Genomic DNA, 18696 nt, shown 5'->3' with positions numbered 1-18696 from the left:
GCCGCCCTCGCAGGGTGAGCACGATGGTAAGTCAGGCAGTGGCGTTGGCGCAAGCGCTCTGTTACTTCATGCTGGGATTCAGGTTTCGTTTCATGTTGTGTTGCAAGTTGTGTTGCAAGTTGTATCTTATTATTTTATACCGAGCTCATTATCAGTCAATCGATGCAGAACCAGGAAACCGACGCCGTCACTGCGCACCTGCCGCTGGCTGAGCGCTGGCGGCGGCTGCGTGCGGCCTATCGATTCTGCAATCTTGCCACTCATCATATCCTTGGCTTCACCGTCAAACTGGCGCTGCTGGTTTATTTTTTCTTTGCCATCCTGTTCCTGCTGCTGCGCTACGCAATCCTGCCGAACATCGACTATTACAAGGGCGACATCGAGCGCCTCGCCAGCCGCGCGGTCGGCAACCAGGTGTCGATCGCCCGCATCTACGCCTCGTGGGAAGGGTTGCGGCCGAACCTGTTCCTTGGCGACGTCGTGCTGCGCGATCCGCAGGGCCGCGCAGCACTCCACCTGCCGAGCGTGTCGGCCACCCTGGCGTGGTGGAGCCTGGCGGCCGGCGAAGCACGCTTCGAAACGCTCGACATCATCCGCCCCTCGCTCGACGTGCGGCGCGACGGTGCCGGCCGGCTGACGGTGGCCGGCATCGCGCTTGGCGGCGGCCAGGGCGGCCCGCCCAACGACTGGGCGCTGCGCCAGCACCACATCGTCATCCGCGAAGGCAAGATCAGCTGGACCGACCAGCAGCGCGGCGCGCCGGTGCTTGCGCTCGAGAACGTCAACATGACGCTGCAAAACACCTGGAACCGCCACCGTTTCGCCTTGCAGGCGACGCCGCCAGCCAGCCTGGCCAAGCCGTTCGACATGCGCGCCGATTTCACCCATCCGCGCTTTGCCGCCAGCCGCGCCGACGTCGCCTTGTGGAAGGGCGAGCTGTACGCCGACCTGCGCGACACCGACCTGGCAGGCTGGAAGGCGTATGTCGATTACCCGTTCGCACTGACCCAGGGCAAAGGCTCGGTACGCGCCTGGCTTTCGCTCGACCATGCCAAGCTGGCCGGCTTCACCGCCGACGTCGCCTTGTCTGGCGTCAGTGCCGTCCTCGGCAAGGACTTGGCGCCGCTCGAACTGGCGCGCGCCACCGGCCGCCTGTCGGCGCGCGAAACGTTTCCTGCCGGAGTAGAAGACGGCAAGCCGACCTTTGGCGCCCGCGGCCACAGCATCACGTTGGATAATTTCTCGGTCGTCACCGTCGACGGCCTGAGCTTGCCGCCGACCACCTTGTCCGAATCGTTTACGCCCGCCGCCAACGGCAAGGGCGAAAAAGTCGTTGTCAGCGCGCGCGAACTCGACCTGGCGACCCTGGCCGAACTGGCGGGACGGCTGCCGATGAACGCGGCCAAGCGCGCCATGCTGGCCGACTTCGCGCCGCGCGGCAAGCTGGTCGATTTTTCGGCGGAATGGGAAGGCGCCTATCCGGCCATTGCGACCTACCGCGTCAAGGGCAAGGTCGTCGGGCTCGGCCTCAACGCGCAGCGGCCCCATCCAGCGCAAGTAAAGACTGCGGCCACCGAGGCGTTGGCCGCGATGCCGGCCATTCCCGGCTTCGATAACCTGACCGGCACCATCGACGCCAGCGACAAGGGCGGCACTATCGCGCTCGATTCCCGCAATGTGGTGCTGCAGCTGCCGGCCTGGTTCGCCGATCCGGCGCTGCCGTTCGACCAGCTCAAGATGCACGCGCGCTGGACTTACCCGAAGGGCGAGCAGGTGGCGCTGCAGCTCGACTCGCTGACGTTTGCCCAGGGCATGCTGAAGGGGTCGCTGGCCGGCACGCACCTGGTATCGCTGTCGCTGGGGCCGGGGCCGGGCAAAGGCATGGGCGAGGTCGACCTGGCCGGCACCTTGAGCGGTTTCCAGCTCAACACCATCGGCCGTTTCCTGCCGCTGCAAACCGGGCCGCACCTGCGCGAGTGGCTGGTCGGCGCGCTGCAAGACGGCTCGGCGCAGGACGTTACCGTGCGCCTGCGCGGCGAGCTGGCGCATTTTCCGTTTCGCGCCGACAGCGCGCAAGAGCGCTCCCGCGGCGAATTTCGGGTGGCCGGCCGTATCGAAAATGGCAAGCTGAACTACACACCGGGGCGGCTTGCCAAGGATGGCAAATCGGCGCTGTGGCCGGTGGCCGAAAAAATCAACGGCAGCATCCTGTTCGACCGCGTGCGCATGGAGATCAAGGCCGACACCGCGCTCACCGGCGCAATTGCCCTGGCCAACGTCAAAGCGGTCGTGCCGGACCTGCTGTCGCATGACATGCAGGTCGAGATCGACGGTACCGGCGCCGCCCCGCTGCAGGATTTCCTCGGCTACGTGGCAGCCAGTCCCGTGAGCGACTGGATCGGCCACTTCACCGACGGCGCCAAGGCCAGCGCCAACGCCAAGCTTGGCCTCAAATTGCGCATGCCGATTGCACACATGCACGACACCAAGGTACAAGGCAGCTTGCAGTTGATTAACAATGACGTTGTGCTGTTCGACGACCTGCCGCCGTTGCAGGCGGCGATCGGCAAGATCGACTTTACCGAACGCGGCGTGGTACTCAACGGCGTCGGCGCCAGCTTCCTGGGCGGGCCGCTGGCGCTGACCGGCGGTACCCAGCGCGACGGCGGCATCGTTGTCAGGCTGGCTGGCACCGCCAGCGCCGACGCCATGCGCAAGGCCTGGCCGGCGCCGGCCATGCAGCGGCTGGCCGGCCACTTCAGCGGCGCCACCAAATTTACCGGCGCCGTCTCGGTCAAGGAGCGCAAGGTCGAGGTGACGGTCGATTCCACCCTGGGCGGCCTGGCCCTGGCGTTCCCGGCGCCGGCCAACAAGCCGGCCGCGTCCGAAGCGATGCCGCTGCATTTCGTGCTGTCCGGTATGCCGACCACCGATGCGGGCTTGGCGCGCGACGAAATCCGCGTCACGCTCGGTTCGGCCATCTCGGCGCGCTACGTGCGCCAGAGGCAGGGCGGCGGCGGCTGGCGCGTGGTGCGCGGCGGTATCGGCGTCAACGTGCCGGCGCCGGAACCGGACAGCGGCCTGATGCTGAACGCCAACATGAAAGCGCTCAACGTCGACCAGTGGCTGGCCCTCGGCGGCGAAATCGCCGGGCCGGCCGCGCCGCAGATGGCGGAGGCGCCGGTCATCTTGAACACTGACGCCGGGGCCGGCCCCGGCGGCCCCGGTTTGGCCCAGTACGTGGTGCCTGACGTGATGGCGGCGCGCGCGGGCGAGCTGATCGTCGGCGACCGCAAGCTCGACAACGTCGTGGTGGGCGCCTCGTACCAGAAGGGCACCTGGCAGGCCAGCATCGATTCGCGCCAGGCGTCCGGTTACGTGACGTGGAACGAGTCGCCGACCGGCCAGGGCCTGGGCAAGGTGACGGCGCGGCTGGCCACGCTGATCATCCCCGAATCGGCCGCCGCCGAAGTCAAGGATTTGCTCGAGGGCAGCAAGAGCGCCGCCGCCACCATTCCCGCGCTCGACATCGTGGCCGAGCGCTTCGAACTGTTCAACAAGCAGCTGGGCCGGCTCGAGCTGGCTGCCAGCAATGAAAAAGCGCTGGCCGGGCGCGAATGGCGGATCAACCGGCTGTCGCTGGCCAATCCGGACGGCGACCTGAAAGCGACCGGCAAGTGGCTGACAAAGGACGGCAAGAGCAGCACCAACCTCAATTTCAATATCGACATCGCCGACGCCGGCCGCCTGCTCGACCGCTTCGGTTTTCCCGACACGCTCAAGCGCGGCAAGGGCAAGCTGTCGGGCGACGTCGCCTGGATGGGACTGCCGTATTCGCTCGACATCCCGAGCCTGTCCGGCCAGATTCAGCTCAACGTCGAAGCCGGCCAGTTCCTCAAGCAGGACCCCGGCGCGGCCAAGCTGCTCGGCGTGCTCAGCCTGCAAGCGCTGCCGCGCCTGCTCAAGCTCGACTTCCACGACGTTTTTTCCGAAGGGCTGGCGTTCGACGGCATCAGCGCCAACGCCATCATCTCGAAGGGCGTGATCAAGACCGACAACCTGAAAATGCATGGCGTCGCCGCCACCGTGCTGATGGACGGCACCGCCGACATCGCCAACGAATCGACCAACCTGCAGGTGGTGGTGATCCCTGAATTTAACCTCGGCACCGGGCCGCTGGTGTACGCGCTGGCGGTCAACCCGGTGATCGGGCTGGGCAGCTTCCTGGCCCAGCTGTTCTTGCGCGCGCCGATGATGAAGGCCTTGACGTACCAGATGCGGATCACGGGACCGTGGAAGGCGCCGGTCATTACCAAGCTCGATCACCGCACGCCGCTGCCGGCGGCGGCCGGGCAATAAGATCGCAACGATGACAGGATTGTTAAAATGACAGCAAAATTGACGACCGTGGCAGCTATTCAGATGGTGTCAACACCCGACGTGGCGGAAAACATCGCCACCGCGCGCCGCCTGGTGGCGCAGGCCGCGGGCGCCGGCGCAACGCTCGTCAGCCTGCCGGAGTACTGGCCCATCATGGGCATGACCGACCTCGACAAGGTCAGCCACGCCGAGCAGCCTGGCGACGGCCCGATCCAGCACTTCATGGCGCAGGCGGCGCGCGAACACGGCATCTGGCTGATCGGCGGCACCTTGCCGCTGGTGTCGAACGACGTCGCCAAGGTGATGAACACGACGCTGGTCTACAAGCCGGACGGCACGCTGATCGAACGCTACGACAAGATCCACCTGTTCGGCTTTAACCAGGGCGTGGAGGCGTACGACGAAGCGCGCACCATCGTGCCGGGCGAGAGAATCGGCAGCTTCGAAGCGCCATTCGGCCGGGTCGGCCTGTCGGTCTGCTACGACCTGCGCTTTCCCGAACTGTACCGGGCGATGGGCGAGTGCGCGCTGATCGTCGTGCCGGCCGCTTTCACTTACACCACCGGCAGCGCGCACTGGGAAGTGCTGCTGCGCGCGCGCGCCATTGAAAACCAGTGCTACGTGCTGGCCGCGGCCCAGGGCGGGACGCACCGGAACGGCCGGCGCACCTTCGGCCACAGCATGCTGGTCGATCCGTGGGGCGAGGTCAAGGCGGTGCTGGCGGAAGGCGAGGGCGTCGTCGAGGGCGCCATCGACACCGGTTTCCTCGCCGGCGTGCGCGAAAGCTTGCCTGCGCTCAAGCATCGCAAGCTGTGAGCCTGAAGCGATTTCCAGACTATGGCACAATACCTTCACTACTACTGAAGGACCTGCAAAATGACTCCATTTGAACCGAACCTGATTACCCTGGCCGTGGCGCGCGACGTCCTGCTCACCCCTTTTGGCCTCGACGAGGCGAAGCTGCTCAAAGCCCTCGGGACGATGTTTACGCACAAGGTCGACTACGCGGACCTGTATTTCCAATTTACCAAGAGCGAAGGCTGGAGCCTGGAAGAAGGCATCGTCAAGACCGGCAGCTTCTCGATCGACCAGGGAGTCGGCGTGCGCGCCATCTCGGGCGACAAGACGGCGTTTTCGTACTCCGACGAAATTTCCGAGGAGGCGCTGCTGGAAGCGGCAGCCGCCACCCGCACCATCGCGCGGGTTGGCAACGGCAAGGTCAAGATCGCCTCCACCACGCGCGCCATTGGCGGGCGCTCGCTGTACCTGCCGAACGACCCGCTCGATTCGCTCGACGCCACGGCCAAGGTCAAGCTGCTCGAACGGGTTGAAAAAATGGCCCGCGCCAAGGACTCGCGCGTGGTGCAGGTGATGGCTGGCCTGGCCGGCGAATACGACGTCGTGCTGGTGGCGCGCAGCGACGGCGTGCTGGCCGCCGACATCCGCCCGCTGGTGCGCGTGTCCGTCACCGTCATCGTCGAACAGGACGGCCGCCGCGAGATGGGTTCGTCCGGCGGCGGCGGGCGTTTCAACTACGCCTACTTCGACGACGCCATCCTCGACCAATACGCCGCCGAAGCCGTCAAGGCGGCGGTCGTCAACCTCGACGCGCGACCGGCGCCGGCCGGTCCGATGACCATTGTGCTCGGGCCAGGCTGGCCCGGCGTGCTGCTGCACGAAGCGATCGGCCACGGCCTCGAGGGCGACTTCAACCGCAAAGGCTCGTCGGCGTTTTCCGGCCGCATCGGCGAACGGGTGGCGGCCAAGGGCGTCACCGTGGTCGACGACGGCACGCTTGCCAACCGCCGCGGCTCGCTCAACATCGACGACGAGGGCAACCCGACGCAGTGCACCACCCTGATCGAGGATGGCATCCTGAAAGGTTATATCCAGGACACCATGAACGCGCGCCTGATGAAGATGCCGGTGACCGGCAACGCGCGGCGCGAATCGTTCGCCCACCTGCCAATGCCGCGCATGACCAACACCTACATGCTGGGCGGCGACAAGGACCCGGAGGAAATCCTGGCGTCGGTCAAGAACGGCCTGTACGCGGTCAACTTCGGCGGCGGCCAGGTCGACATCACCAACGGCAAGTTCGTGTTCTCGGCCAGCGAAGCGTACATGATCGAAAACGGCAAGGTCACCTACCCGGTCAAGGGCGCCACCCTGATCGGCAACGGCCCTGACGTACTGAACCGGGTGTCGATGATCGGCAACGACATGCGCCTCGATTCCGGCGTCGGCGTATGCGGCAAGGAAGGCCAGAGCGTGCCGGTCGGCGTCGGCCAGCCGACGCTACGCATCGAAGACGTGACGGTCGGCGGCACCGCGTAACGCAGCGCAGCGAAGAAAAAAAAGCCCGGAATTCCGGGCTTTTTTATATGTGCGCAGATGCGTCGACATCGCTACGCTATGCGATCCTCGATCTCCGCTACCCGAAAGTTGCAAGCTTCCGGTCCCCGGTTGTCAAACAAATTCAGAACTTGTGGCGCATGCCGACCTGGAAGTAACGCCCCAGCGCACCACTGTAGTCGAGCGGATTGTACGAGGTTGCGCCGTAGGTCAGCGGATCGAGCGGCGCGATCTTGTCGAACACGTTCTGGATGGTGCCGAACAGTTCGGTGTTTTTCCTCAGCGTCCAGCGCGCGGTCAAATCGAGCGTGGTGAACGAGGCGATCTCGCAGCCATTGGGGGCGTCGCGCCCATCGGCGAAGGTAAACGCGCAGCCGGCCGGGTCGTTCTTGAACAGGGTGTTCTTGATCGGCGCCCGGTAGTTGACCGTGGCCGACACACGCCATGGCGTCAGGTCCCAGGTCGCGCCCAGGTTGACCCGGTCGTCCGGCGTGCCGATGCAGTTGGTGACGTCGCAGTTGCCGTGGGTGCCGGCGAAGTCGCGCTCGCTGCCGTCCTTTTCGGTGCGCAGCCATTTGAACAGGTGGGTCCACTTGGCGTCCATCGCCAGGGTGCCGCGGCCGCTGCCGAGGTTGAATGACGTGCGCCCGTCCAGGTCGACGCCGCGCACTTTGGTGTTGGCCGAGTTGACGTAGTTGGCCAGCACCGCCGTGATCTGGCCCGGGTCGCCGGGCCTGGTCGCGGTGCTAGGGTCGCGCGCCACCTGGCCGGCCGCAATTGCGACGTCGGTTTGCTCCTGGTTGATTTCATTCTTGCGCTTGATCTGCCAGAAGTCGAGCGAGATGCTGGTGCGCGGCAGCGGATCCCAGATCGCGCCCACCGACCAGCTCTTCGAGCGTTCCGGACTCAGTGCGGCATTGGGCGAAGTGATGATGGCGATCGGACCGGCAACGCAGGCCGAATCGACGCCCAGTGCGCAGCGCAGCGGGTCGCTGGCGGTGGAGAACGCGGCCAGCCCGCCGACACCGTTTTCGGCCGAGCTCGGGGCCCTGAAACCCTTGGCGAACGTGCTGCGCAGCGCCAGCTCGCGCATCGGGGTCCACTTGATGCCGACCTTCGGCGTGTACGAGTTGCCGACGTCGGAGTAATGGTCGAAGCGCAGCGCGCCCGTCAGTTCGAGCGTCTTGAGCAGCGGGGCCAGCGCTTCGGCATACACCCCGGTCACGTCGCGCTTGCCGAAATAGGCTGAATAGCCGAGCCCGATAATGTTGCCGAGCTCGGTGCCCGAAGTCGGCGCCAGCTCGGTGCGCTCGTTGCGATATTCGATGCCCGCTGCCACCGCGAGCGGCCCGCCGGGCAGCATTACCTGGTTGAATTCGCGCGTGCCCTTGAAATCGATCTGGGTGATGCTGGTCTGTGCCTTGTTTGAAATGGCTGGCGACAGCGCTGCGTACATCGCCGGTGAATTCAGTCCGGCGTTTTCGGCAATGCGCCAGACCGTACCGGGCGGCAGTGCCGCGTAGGCTGGATTGGTGTTGGCCGCCGCCACGTTGGCCGCGGTCGGATTAAGCAGCGCAAAGGCGACGTTACGCTGCAAGAAGCCATTCCGGTTGTTTTTTACCCTGCTGGTCGAATACAACAGCGAGCTGTCGAAGTCCCAGTTCATGGCGGTGCCCTTGATGCCCACCAGCGCACGGCCGAATTTGGAGTTGATCGCACTGGTGCGCGGCCCGACGTCGGTGGCCAGGTAGCGCAGCCGCGCCGCGGTGCCGAAGTAGGGATTGTCCGGATGGGCCGCGCCGAGCGCCGCGCCAGCGTTGCTGACCGGCCCGCCGGGGTAGCCAACCGATGCGCTGACATTCGATGGGGTACTCAATGATTGCGATTCTGTCCAGTAGTAATTCATCTCGGCATACGCCTCGAGCGTCTGGCTGAGCTTGAAGGAGCCGCGTCCGAACAGGTTGTAGGAGTTTTGCCGGGGCTGGATCTGTTGGTACTGCTGTTGCGCGTCGGTCAGGCAGCCGCCGCCGGGGTCGCCCTGCGGGTGGCTGGTGAAATTGCCGCAGGCGGCCGCCGGGAAGAAACGGGTGAAGCCGACGCCGGCCGGATTGCCGCGGTTGTAGTACAAGCGCGGCGAGTCGGGATCGGCGGGGTTGGAGAGGAAGGGACTGCGCACGTTGCCATTGACGGCGCTGCCGGCGGCGGTTCTGCCGTCGATGATGGCGCCGGTGCCGCCGAATCCTTCCTGGGCGGAAAAGCCCTTGTCGCGCAGATCGGCGCGGCCAATTTGGTCGCGCCCGGCACGGTCACGGTTGTAAACTTCGCGCTTGCCGCCGAATTCCAGGCTGAACAGGACGTTGTAGCGGTCCGCGTCGAGGTCGCCGAAGCCGTGAGTGATCGCCAGGCGCGTGTCGCGCCCATCCCAGTCGCCCGACTTGCCGTAGCTGGCCTTGACAGTGGTGCCCTGGAAGTCTTTGCGCAAAATCACGTTGACGACGCCGGCAATCGCGTCCGAGCCGTAAATGGCGGAGGCGCCGTCCTTGAGGATCTCGACCCGCTCGACCGCTTCGGCCGGGATGATGTTGAGGTCGGCAAACACCTTCTGGCCGTCGTCGGCCAGGCCGTACGGCGCGATGCGGCGCCCGTTGAGCAGCACCAGCGTCGAGGCGGCACCGAGGCCGCGTAGCGAGATGCCCGAGGCGCCTTGGGCGAAGCCGCCGCCGAAACTGGTCGGCACCGAGCCCTGGTTGTCGATCGCCAGCGTCTGCAGCAGTTCGGCGACCGTCGTGCGGCCGGTTTTTTCGATGTCGGCGCGGTTCAGGGTTTGCACGGAAGAGGCGGTTTCGGCTTGCGCCCGGCGGATGTTCGAGCCGGTGATTTCGACCCGGGCGATCGGCTGCGCGGCGGCCGGCGCCTGGTCCTGCGCCTGTACGCCCTGGGCCAGCAAGCTGAGGCCGGCAGCGGCGCCGCCCGCGAAAATACGGCGCAACGAATGGGACAAGATGGTTTCTTTCATGTCAGACTCCAAGGTAGAAGGCGAACTACATCCCGCAGCGCAGAGCGCATCCGTCGGGCGTGCAAAAACGTTGATTTAATTCATTAAAACCGTAGAGAAAATTTGTTTCGGATCAAACCCCATTCCACGAAGTAGACTGGGGTGTCAGGTGTGTCGAGTTTTGCATCGGTTGCGCCGATTCGACTGACGCGCGTCAAACTCCGCCGGGTTGGCATCGCTAGTGTGTGATTCACGCAACGAGCTTGCGGGCAAGTAGGCGCCAGATTGTGCGGACCCTGCCGGACAAAGCGCTTGCCAAGCGGCGCGCATTATTGCTATAGTCGTCGAAACGACATTCGGATACTGCCATGCGCTGTGTGATGCTTTTTAGCTGCCATTTTTTCTTTAGCGATTCCAACCCCAAGGCGGTGGAGTAGCGGCAGGTTCACGCAACAGCAGAACCAGATCCAGCAAAACTTCTGAAAACCGCCAGCGATGGCGGTTTTTTTTTAGCCAGGCACACCAGTAATGTGACGAGTCACTTTGAAAACGGAGAACCGCATGCCCCGCACCGACGATTTACGCATCCGCGAAATGAAGGAATTGACGCCCCCCGCGCACCTGATCCGCGAGTTCGCGTGCAGCGATGCCGCCGGCCAGACCGCGGCGGCGGCGCGGGTGGCGCTGCACCGCATCCTGCATGGCCAGGACGGCCGCCTGATGGTGGTGATCGGCCCGTGCTCGATCCACGACACCGGCGCGGCGATGGAATACGCGCGGCGCCTGGCCAAGGAGCGGGTGCGCTTTGCCGCCGATCTCGAGATCGTCATGCGGGTGTATTTTGAAAAGCCGCGCACCACGGTCGGCTGGAAGGGATTGATCAACGACCCGTACATGGACAACAGTTTCCGCATCAACGATGGCTTGCGGATGGCGCGCGAACTGCTGCGCGACATTAACGAACTGGGACTGCCGGCCGGCACCGAATTCCTCGACGTGATCAGCCCGCAGTACATCGCCGACCTGATCAGCTGGGGTGCGATCGGCGCCCGCACCACCGAGTCGCAGGTGCACCGCGAACTGGCCTCCGGCCTGTCGTGCCCGGTCGGCTTCAAGAACGGCACCGACGGCAACATCAAGATTGCGGTGGAGGCGATCAAGGCGGCCTCGCAGCCGCACCACTTCCTGTCGGTGACCAAGGGTGGCCACTCGGCGATCGTGTCGACCAACGGCAACGAGGATTGCCACATCATCCTGCGCGGCGGCAAGACGCCAAACTACGACGCTGCCAGCGTCGAGGACGCCTGCCGCCAAGTCGCCCTGCAGGGGCTGGCGGCGCGCCTGATGATCGACGCCTCGCATGCGAACAGCTCGAAAAAGCCCGACAACCAGGTGCCGGTATGCGCCGACATCGCGGCCCAGGTAGCGGGCGGCGACGACCGCATCGTCGGCGTGATGGTCGAGTCGAACCTGGTCGGCGGGCGCCAGGACCTGGTGCCGGGCCAGAAGCTGGTGTACGGCCAGTCGGTTACCGACGGCTGCATCGACTGGGAGCAGAGCCTGCAGGTGCTCGAAACGCTGGCGCAGGCGGTGCGTCAGCGCCGCCTGCGCGACGACAGCTGACCCGTCAAGGGAGAAGTTTCGTGTTTTGTTGTTTTCTTGCATTTAAAAAAATTGAAATTTGACAGCTCCTCTGACGAAATGGTTCCATGCGGCATGCGTTGTATATAAATAGGTTATTTATATATGCGGATCGTATGTAGGAAAGAACGTCGCGTACCGTGTCCCGGCGCGTAAGACGGCACCCAAAAATCCAAAGAGGAGTTCAATTTAATGTTAAAAGAAAAAATGCTTGCGCGCTCGGTTCGAATCATCTTCGCTGGCGGCGTCGTCGCCAGCCTGGGGTTTGCAATTCCGGCAATCGCGCAGGAAGCTGCGATGCAGCGTATTGAAATTACCGGTTCGTCCCTGAAACGTGTCGATTCGGAGACTGCGTTGCCGGTCCAGGTCATGACCCGTGAAGAAATTACCCGTACCGGCGCCACCAGCACCGAGCAGCTGCTGACCTCGATTACCGCATTATCGTCGTCGGGCGGCACCAGCAACGCCACCGGTGCCGGTTCGTCCACCTATGGCCTGTCGTCGATCTCGCTGCGCGGCCTCGGTGCAGAGCGCACTCTGGTGCTGGTCAACGGTCGCCGCCTCGCGGCGTTCGCCGGCGGCGGCGGCGCCACCGTCAACGTCAACGTGATTCCGCTGGCGGCAATCGAGCGCGTCGAAGTGCTGAAAGACGGCGCATCTGGTGTGTACGGCTCCGACGCCGTCGCCGGCGTGGTCAACTTCATCCTGTCGAAGAACTTCAAGGGCTTTGAAGCGACCGCCGGGTACGGCACGCCGAGCACCAAAGGCGGCGGCCAGAGCAAGAAATTCAGCGCCACCGGCGGTTTCGGCAACATCGACACCGATGGTTTCAGCGTCGTGCTGTCCGCCTCGCATGAGAAGGAAGAAGCGCTGTTCGCCAAGGACCGCGCCTACGCGGCCTCGGGCAACAACGCGCCGTATTACACCGCCGGCGCTACCGGCCAAGGTAATATTGAAGGCGCGATCATTCCTGGCAACTATGCCAAGGGTCTGCCAGATCGCGTTGCCGGCTTCGGCAACTCGCCGGGTACCGGCTACGGCAATCCTCTGGCCGCGAGCAACAATTGCGCCAAGATCCAGATGTACAAGAGCGCCACCAACACCACCAAAGGTGCGCCGTTTTGCGCATTCGACAGCAACGGTTTTGTCGGCCTGGTGCCGGATCGCGAACTGACCAACTTTACCGGTAACTTCACTGTCAAGCTGGGCGCGAACGCCGAACTGTTCTCGGACATGATGTACTCGAAGAGCAATGTGACGCAAACCTTCCAGGGCAGTCCGGTCCGCCGCAGCTTCCTGACCAGCGATGCCGAGTTCAAGAAGCAGGGCGTCGACCCGGCGCTGTTGCTGTATCCGAGCAACCCGGCGTACCAGTCGATCGCCGTGCCTTACCTGAACAGCCAAGGTTTCTCGAGCCTGGTCGGCCAGCCGCTGGCGATCACTTCGCGCGTGTTCGACTTCGGCGGCCGTTCCAGCCTCGACGAAGCGGCGCAATCGCGTGTCGTGGTCGGCGTCAAGGGTAGCTTCGCCGAGCAGGACTACGAAGTGGCGATGACCAGCAACCGCAGTACCCTGCACGGCTCCGTGCCCGGTGGTTATTTCTCCCAGGTTGCTTATGCCAGGATCATCAACGATCCGACCAACAACTGGAATCCGTGGGTTGACGGCGGTGTCCAGACCGGCGCCCTGGCGACGAAGCTGAAGGCGGCCCAATACACCGGCGACACCCTGAACGCGCAGTCGAAAAGCCAGGTATTCGACGCCAAGGTTGCCGGCGACCTGCCGAAACTTGCCGGCATCACGTCGCAGTACGCCGCTGGCTTGCAATCGCGCCACGAGAGCTACAACACCAACCCGAGCCCTGCGCTCGAAGCGGGCGACGTGGCCGGCCTGGGTGGCAGCGTTCCTCCGGTGAGCCGCAGCCGTACGATCAATTCGGCCTTCGCCGAAGTGAACGTGCCGCTGCTCAAGAACCTCGACCTCGGCGCTGCGGTGCGCAACGACCGTTACGACGACGTCGGCCAATCGACCAACTACAAGGTCAACGTTCGTTACCAGCCAGTCAAGAGCGTGCTGGTACGCGCGTCGACCGGCACCGGCTTTCGCGCGCCAACCCTGACCGACCTGTGGACGCCACAAAGCGTTGGCACCTCGGCGCAGTTCACCGACCCGGCAACCAAGCAGAGCAACCTGCAAGTCAATGCGCTCAGCGGCGGTAACCCGGACCTGCAGCCAGAGAAATCGAAGCAGTATTCGGCTGGCCTGGTGCTCTCGCCGATCAACAACCTGACGATCGGTATCGACTACTTCAAGGTTGCGGTCAGCGACATCCTGGCTACTCCGTCGACCCAGGAAGTGGTCTCGGGCTTCCGTCGCGGCGATCCGGCGTACGCCAACCTGGTCACACTGAGCGGCAACGACGTCGACCTCGTCAAGTCTATCCTGGCGAACACCGGCAGTGCCGACGTTCGCGGCGCCGACCTGTTCGCGCTGTATCGCCTGAACACCGGCACCGTTGGCAAGTTCGACTTCAGCCTGAACGGTACGTACATGCAGAGGTTCGACCAGACCAGCCCGGGCGGCACTGTGTCGCACAAGGTTGGCACCATCGTCGATGCTAATGGCGACCCGGTACTCGGTGCTGACAGCGGCGGTGTGGTGCTGCGCTGGAAGCATGCGCTGAGCACGACCTGGACGCTCAACAAGCTGGCCCTGACGTTGACCCAGAACTACTCAAGCCGTTACGAGACGGGTAACCGTGCGGTCGACGGTGTGCGCAACTTCATCTCGGCGCAGTCGCTGTATGACTTCAACCTGTCGTACAAGGCGATCAAGAACCTGAACCTGAATTTCGGCGTTCGCAACCTATTTGACAAGCAGCCAGGGATTTTCGTTCCTGTCAGCAATCAGTTCCAGGGCGGCTACGACATCAACCAGTACGATCCACGCGGCCGTTTCGTCTACGTCAGCGCCGGTTACAAGTTCAAGTAATTCGTCGTGGTGGGGGCGCAAGCCTTTGCTGGCGACCGCGCTGCGCATGCGGCGCAATCAAAAACCCCGGGCCTTCCCGGGGTTTTTTTATTTTACGGTGAAGCGCACTGCGCTCGGATCGGTATAGCTGGTGACGCGGTTATAGGTCGGCGTATACAACGTTCATGTCGAGGCGGGTATCCCATTGCAGATTTCCTTTGGACTCGCGATCGACGCGCACGCCATTGCTAGTTCTTTTTAGGTGAAAACTGGAAAGATAAATTTGCTGCGATGCAATAACCTGCAGTGCCGGGCCGACATGCGTAACGAAGGAGGCGGATTGCTGCGCTGCCGCAAAAAAGCGCCGGCGGCGCCGACGCGAGTGCGGTGGAATTGCCGCCGCGACAGGCAAATATGCGCTATCGTTACGCTCTTTTTCGGCCTTGCCGTGCACGAAGGAAACCTCCGTTGATGAAAACCGCCTGGGCTACCCTGCTGCTCTGCCTCGGCCTGCTGGGCGCTGCACCGGTGATGGTGGCAGCAGCCGAACCGGTCAAGACGCTGCGCTACATTTTCCCCGCCGCCGAAACCGGTTTCGATCCGGCCACCGCGCGCGACCTGTACTCGGCCCACGTCACCCAGGCCATCTTCGAAACCCTGTACACCTACGACTATCTGGCGCGCCCAGCCAAACTGGTGCCGCAGGCCGCCGCCGCGCTGCCGGAAGTGTCGGCCGACGGCAAGACCTACACCATCCGCCTCAGGCGCGGCATCCTGTTCACGCCCGACGCGGCCTTCAAGGGCCGGCCGCGCGAATTGACGATGGCCGACTTTGTGTATTCCTGGAAACGGCTGCTCGATCCAAAACTGGGTGCGCCGCACGCCTGGCTGTTCGAAGGCAAGGTGATCGGCTTCGACAAACTGGCTCTTGATGCCCAAAAGACCGGCCGCTTCGATTACGACGCCAAGGTCGAAGGTTTCGACGTCCTCGACCCATACACGCTGCGCATCCACCTGACCCGGACCGACTTCAACCTCGGCATGATCCTGGCGCACGACCCGACTTCGGCGCTGGCGCGCGAAGTGGTGGCCGCATATGGCGACGTCAAAGGCGAAGTGGCGTCCAATCCGGTCGGCACCGGCTACTACACCCTGGGCGAATGGGTGCGCGGCAGCCGCATCGTGCTCGAGCGCAATCCGCACCACCGGGTGGAAACCTGGGATTTCAAAGGCAACGGCACGCCTGATGACGAGCGCATCATCGCCCAGATGAAGGGCAAGCGGATCGGCCAGATCGGGCGGGTCGACATTTCGGTGATGACCGAGGACCAGTCGCGCTGGCTGTCGTTCCAGAGCGGCGGTACCGACCTGTTCTGGCTGGATGGCCCGCTGGCGCCGAAAGCACTGCTGAATGGCAAACTGCGCCCGGAACTGGCGGCCAAGGGCGTGCAACTGTCGCGCCAGATGGACCCGGAAGTAACCTATTACTACTGGAACATGCAGGACCCGCTGTTGGGCGGCATGAGTCGCGAGAAGATCGCGCTGCGGCGCGCCATCGCCATCGCCCACAACATCGACGAGGAAATCGCCATCGTCTGGAACGGCCAGGCCGAGCAGGTCGATTTCCCGATCCCGCCCGGCGTGGTGGGCCACGACCCGGCCTATAAAAGCCTGCTGCAATACGACCCGGCGCTGGCCAACCGCCTGCTCGACCGTTTCGGCTACAAGAAAGGCAAGGACGGCTGGCGCACTCTGCCCGACGGCAAGCCGCTGGTCATCCGTTACGTTTCGCGCAACGAGGCCAGCGGCGTGCTGCAGGCCGAAGTGTGGCGCAAGACGTACTTGTCGATCGGCATCAGGATGGTCAATGACCGCATGATCTTTAGCGACCTGCTGAAGGCCGAGCAGCTCTGCAAAGTGCAAAGCCGCAACTACCAGTGGATGGCCGACTACCCGGACGGTGACAACTTCATGCAGCTGTACTACGGCCCCAACGTGAACCAGAACAACGCCGGCTGCTTCGCCGACCCGCAATACGACGCCATGTATGCCAAGACGCAGAAATTGCCGGCCGGCCCAGAGCGCGACGTGCTGTACCACCAGATGGCACGCCGCATCGAAGTGACCGCCGCCTCGCGCATGGGCTACGCACGCTACCGCAACATGCTGGCGCAACCGAAGGTGATGGGCTACAAGAAGCACCCGATCCTCAAGCAGGAGTGGCAGTACATCGACTTAGGGGGCTGACCCCTTGGAGTATTCAACATGTTTTCATATATCCTGCGCCGCCTGTGGCAGATGCTGCCGACCATGGCCGGTGTGGTCGTGCTGGTGTTCCTGCTGTTTAACTGGGTCGGTGGCGATCCTGCCTACATTTTGGCCGGCAAGATGTCAAACGCCGAGGCGATCGCCAACATCCGCAAGCAGCTCGGCGTCGACCAGCCGTATTACGTGCAGCTGGGGATTTTCGTCAAGCAGATAGTCACCTTCGACTTCGGCAATTCCTGGGCCACCGGGGAGGCGGTGTCGCGCATCATCGCCACGCGGCTGGGGCCGTCGCTGACGGTGTTGATTCCGCTGACCATCCTCGAAACCTTCTTCGGCATCGCGCTGGCGCTGGCAATCGCTTTCGTGCGCGGTTCGCTCACCGACCGCGCGGTGATGATCGCCTGCACCGTCGGCATGTCGATTTCGATCCTGGTCTACATCATCGTGTTCCAGTACGGCTTCGCCTACAAGCTGGGCCTGTTCCCGGTGCAGGGCTGGGGCGAGCAGTTCGGCGAAAACCTGCTGCGCTACGCAATGTTGCCGATCCTCATCGGCCTGGCCGTGTCGATCGCGCCGACCTTGCGCCTGTACCGCAGCTTCGTGCTCGACGAGGCCAACCAGGACTACGTGCGCACCGCCCGCGCCAAGGGCCTGGGCGAGACGCGCATCATGTGGGTCCACGTGCTGCGCAACGCCGCGATCCCGATCATCACCCACGTCATGTCGAACCTGCCGGCGCTGTTGATCGGCGCCTTCCTGCTCGAGCGTTTCTTCGGCATTCCCGGCATCGGGCGCGAAGTGATCCTCGCGGTCGAACGCAGCGATTTTCCAGTGATCAAGGCAATCACCGTCTACGTCGCCGCCGCCACCATGATCTTCAGCCTGCTGACCGACCTGATGTACCAGGCCGTCGATCCGCGGGTTCAACTTGCCTGATTCGAAGGACCCGTACAGCATGACCAATCGAGCAACTTCCCCCGGCCTGTGGGCGCTGGCCTGGCGCCGCCTGCGCGCCGACAAGGTGGCGATGGTGTCGCTGGCGGTGGTGGCGGCCTTCCTGGCGATGCTGGCGCTGTCCTCGAGCGGGCTGATCGTGGCGGACTGGGAAGACGAAGTCGGCGTCAACTACGCGCCGCCGAGCTTTGCCGGAGCGGCCGGCGGCCTCGCCGCAAAATCACCTGGCGCGCCGGAAGCGGCGCTGCCCGACAACGCCTTCGACCCGCTGGCCGACGATATCAAGGCACTCCGCGCAGAATTGGGGAAAGGCGCGCGGCAGGTTACATCCGCTGCGCTGGACATGTACGGCCAGGTCGACCCGCTCGCCGCCGAGGTTGAACAATTGCGCGCCGAACTGCGCGCCGCCACGCCCGGCGACGTCGCGGCCAAGCAAACTGCGCGCCGTGAAACGCTGCCGTTCGGCGCCGACAAATGGGGCCACGACGTCATCAAGAAAACCATCAAAGGCGCCGAAACCTCGATCGTGGTCGGCCTGGTGGCGGCCTTGCTGGCGGTGTCGCTGGGCACGCTGTTCGGCGCCGTGTCCGGCTATTACGGCGGACTGGTCGACGATTTCTTCAACTGGTTCTACAGCATCTTTACGTCGATCCCGTCGATCCTGATGATCCTGACAGTGGCCGCCGTGCTGCAGCAGAAGGGTGTCACCACCATGGTGCTGATCCTCGGCCTGACCGGCTGGACCGGCCCATTTCGCCTGATCCGCGCCGAATATATGAAACACAAGGCGCGCGAATACGTGATGGCGGCCGACGCCATCGGCGCATCGAGCTGGCGCAAGATGTTCGCCCACATCTTCCCCAACGTCAGCCACGTCGCGCTGGTGCAGCTGTCGATCCTGGTGGTCGGCTTCATCAAGGCCGAAGTGATCCTGTCCTTCCTCGGCTTCGGCGTGCCGGTCGGAGTGGTGTCGTGGGGCAGCATGCTGAACGAGGCGCAGAACGAGCTGATCCTCGGCAAATGGTGGCAGTTGACCGCCGCCGCGTTCGCGATGGCGCTGCTGGTGACGGCGTTCTCGCTGTTTACCGATGCGCTGCGCGACGCCCTCGACCCGAAATTGAAATAAGGCGCGC

10 protein-coding genes are annotated in these 18696 nt (G+C 63.9%); 8 read left to right on the top strand and 2 right to left on the bottom strand.

What is annotated here, in order from left to right; genetic code table 11:
• Positions 1-162: 162 nt before the first annotated feature.
• From CR103_RS02060 to tldD, 3 genes are read left to right on the top strand one after another with little or no spacing between them, the layout of a single operon-like run.
• The gene (locus CR103_RS02060) at positions 163-4359 is read left to right on the top strand and encodes a YhdP family protein (RefSeq protein ID WP_099914357.1); all 4197 of its coding nucleotides are present in this window, start codon (positions 163-165) and stop codon (positions 4357-4359) included.
• Between the two features lie 27 nt (positions 4360-4386).
• Positions 4387-5196 carry a carbon-nitrogen hydrolase family protein gene (locus CR103_RS02055; RefSeq protein WP_099914356.1) on the top strand — a complete coding sequence of 270 codons (810 nt, stop codon included), beginning with the start codon at positions 4387-4389 and terminating at the stop codon, positions 5194-5196.
• A 60-nt stretch (positions 5197-5256) separates the two neighbouring features.
• Positions 5257-6717 carry a metalloprotease TldD gene (gene tldD, locus CR103_RS02050; protein WP_099914355.1) on the top strand — a complete coding sequence of 487 codons (1461 nt, stop codon included), beginning with the start codon at positions 5257-5259 and terminating at the stop codon, positions 6715-6717.
• Between the two features lie 142 nt (positions 6718-6859).
• Here the strand turns inward: tldD and CR103_RS02045 are convergent, their stop codons facing one another.
• Positions 6860-9751, bottom strand: a complete 2892-nt coding sequence (locus CR103_RS02045; RefSeq protein ID WP_099914354.1) for a TonB-dependent receptor — start codon at positions 9749-9751, stop codon at positions 6860-6862.
• A gap of 540 nt (positions 9752-10291) precedes the next feature.
• Between CR103_RS02045 and aroG the strand changes: the two genes are divergently transcribed.
• Positions 10292-11353 (top strand): 3-deoxy-7-phosphoheptulonate synthase AroG, encoded by a 1062-nt coding sequence (aroG, locus tag CR103_RS02040; RefSeq protein WP_099914510.1) that lies wholly within the window; start codon positions 10292-10294, stop codon positions 11351-11353.
• A gap of 210 nt (positions 11354-11563) precedes the next feature.
• The gene (locus CR103_RS02035) at positions 11564-14362 is read left to right on the top strand and encodes a TonB-dependent receptor domain-containing protein (protein WP_099914353.1); all 2799 of its coding nucleotides are present in this window, start codon (positions 11564-11566) and stop codon (positions 14360-14362) included.
• 139 nt (positions 14363-14501) lie between these two features.
• Here CR103_RS02035 and CR103_RS21920 read toward each other — a convergent pair whose 3' ends face one another.
• The gene (locus CR103_RS21920) at positions 14502-14795 is read right to left on the bottom strand and encodes a hypothetical protein (protein ID WP_143752495.1); all 294 of its coding nucleotides are present in this window, start codon (positions 14793-14795) and stop codon (positions 14502-14504) included.
• Positions 14796-14812: 17 nt separating this feature from the next.
• Here CR103_RS21920 and CR103_RS02030 point away from each other — a divergent pair, with 17 nt between their 5' ends.
• Genes CR103_RS02030 through CR103_RS02020 form a run of 3 tightly spaced genes read left to right on the top strand, consistent with a single transcriptional unit; the run spans position 14813 to position 18689 of the window.
• Positions 14813-16588 carry an ABC transporter substrate-binding protein gene (locus tag CR103_RS02030; protein ID WP_099914352.1) on the top strand — a complete coding sequence of 592 codons (1776 nt, stop codon included), beginning with the start codon at positions 14813-14815 and terminating at the stop codon, positions 16586-16588.
• Between the two features lie 18 nt (positions 16589-16606).
• Entirely contained in the window at positions 16607-17545 is a 939-nt protein-coding gene (locus CR103_RS02025; RefSeq protein ID WP_099914351.1) for an ABC transporter permease, read from the top strand.
• A gap of 19 nt (positions 17546-17564) precedes the next feature.
• On the top strand, positions 17565-18689 hold the full coding sequence (locus CR103_RS02020) for an ABC transporter permease (protein ID WP_099914350.1): 1125 nt from the start codon (positions 17565-17567) through the stop codon (positions 18687-18689).
• The last annotated feature ends 7 nt before the right edge of the window (positions 18690-18696 follow it).

Source organism: Massilia psychrophila, from assembly GCF_002760665.1.
GTDB lineage: Bacteria > Pseudomonadota > Gammaproteobacteria > Burkholderiales > Burkholderiaceae_D > JAFCUW01.
This window is presented reverse-complemented; position numbering and strand designations above follow the sequence as displayed.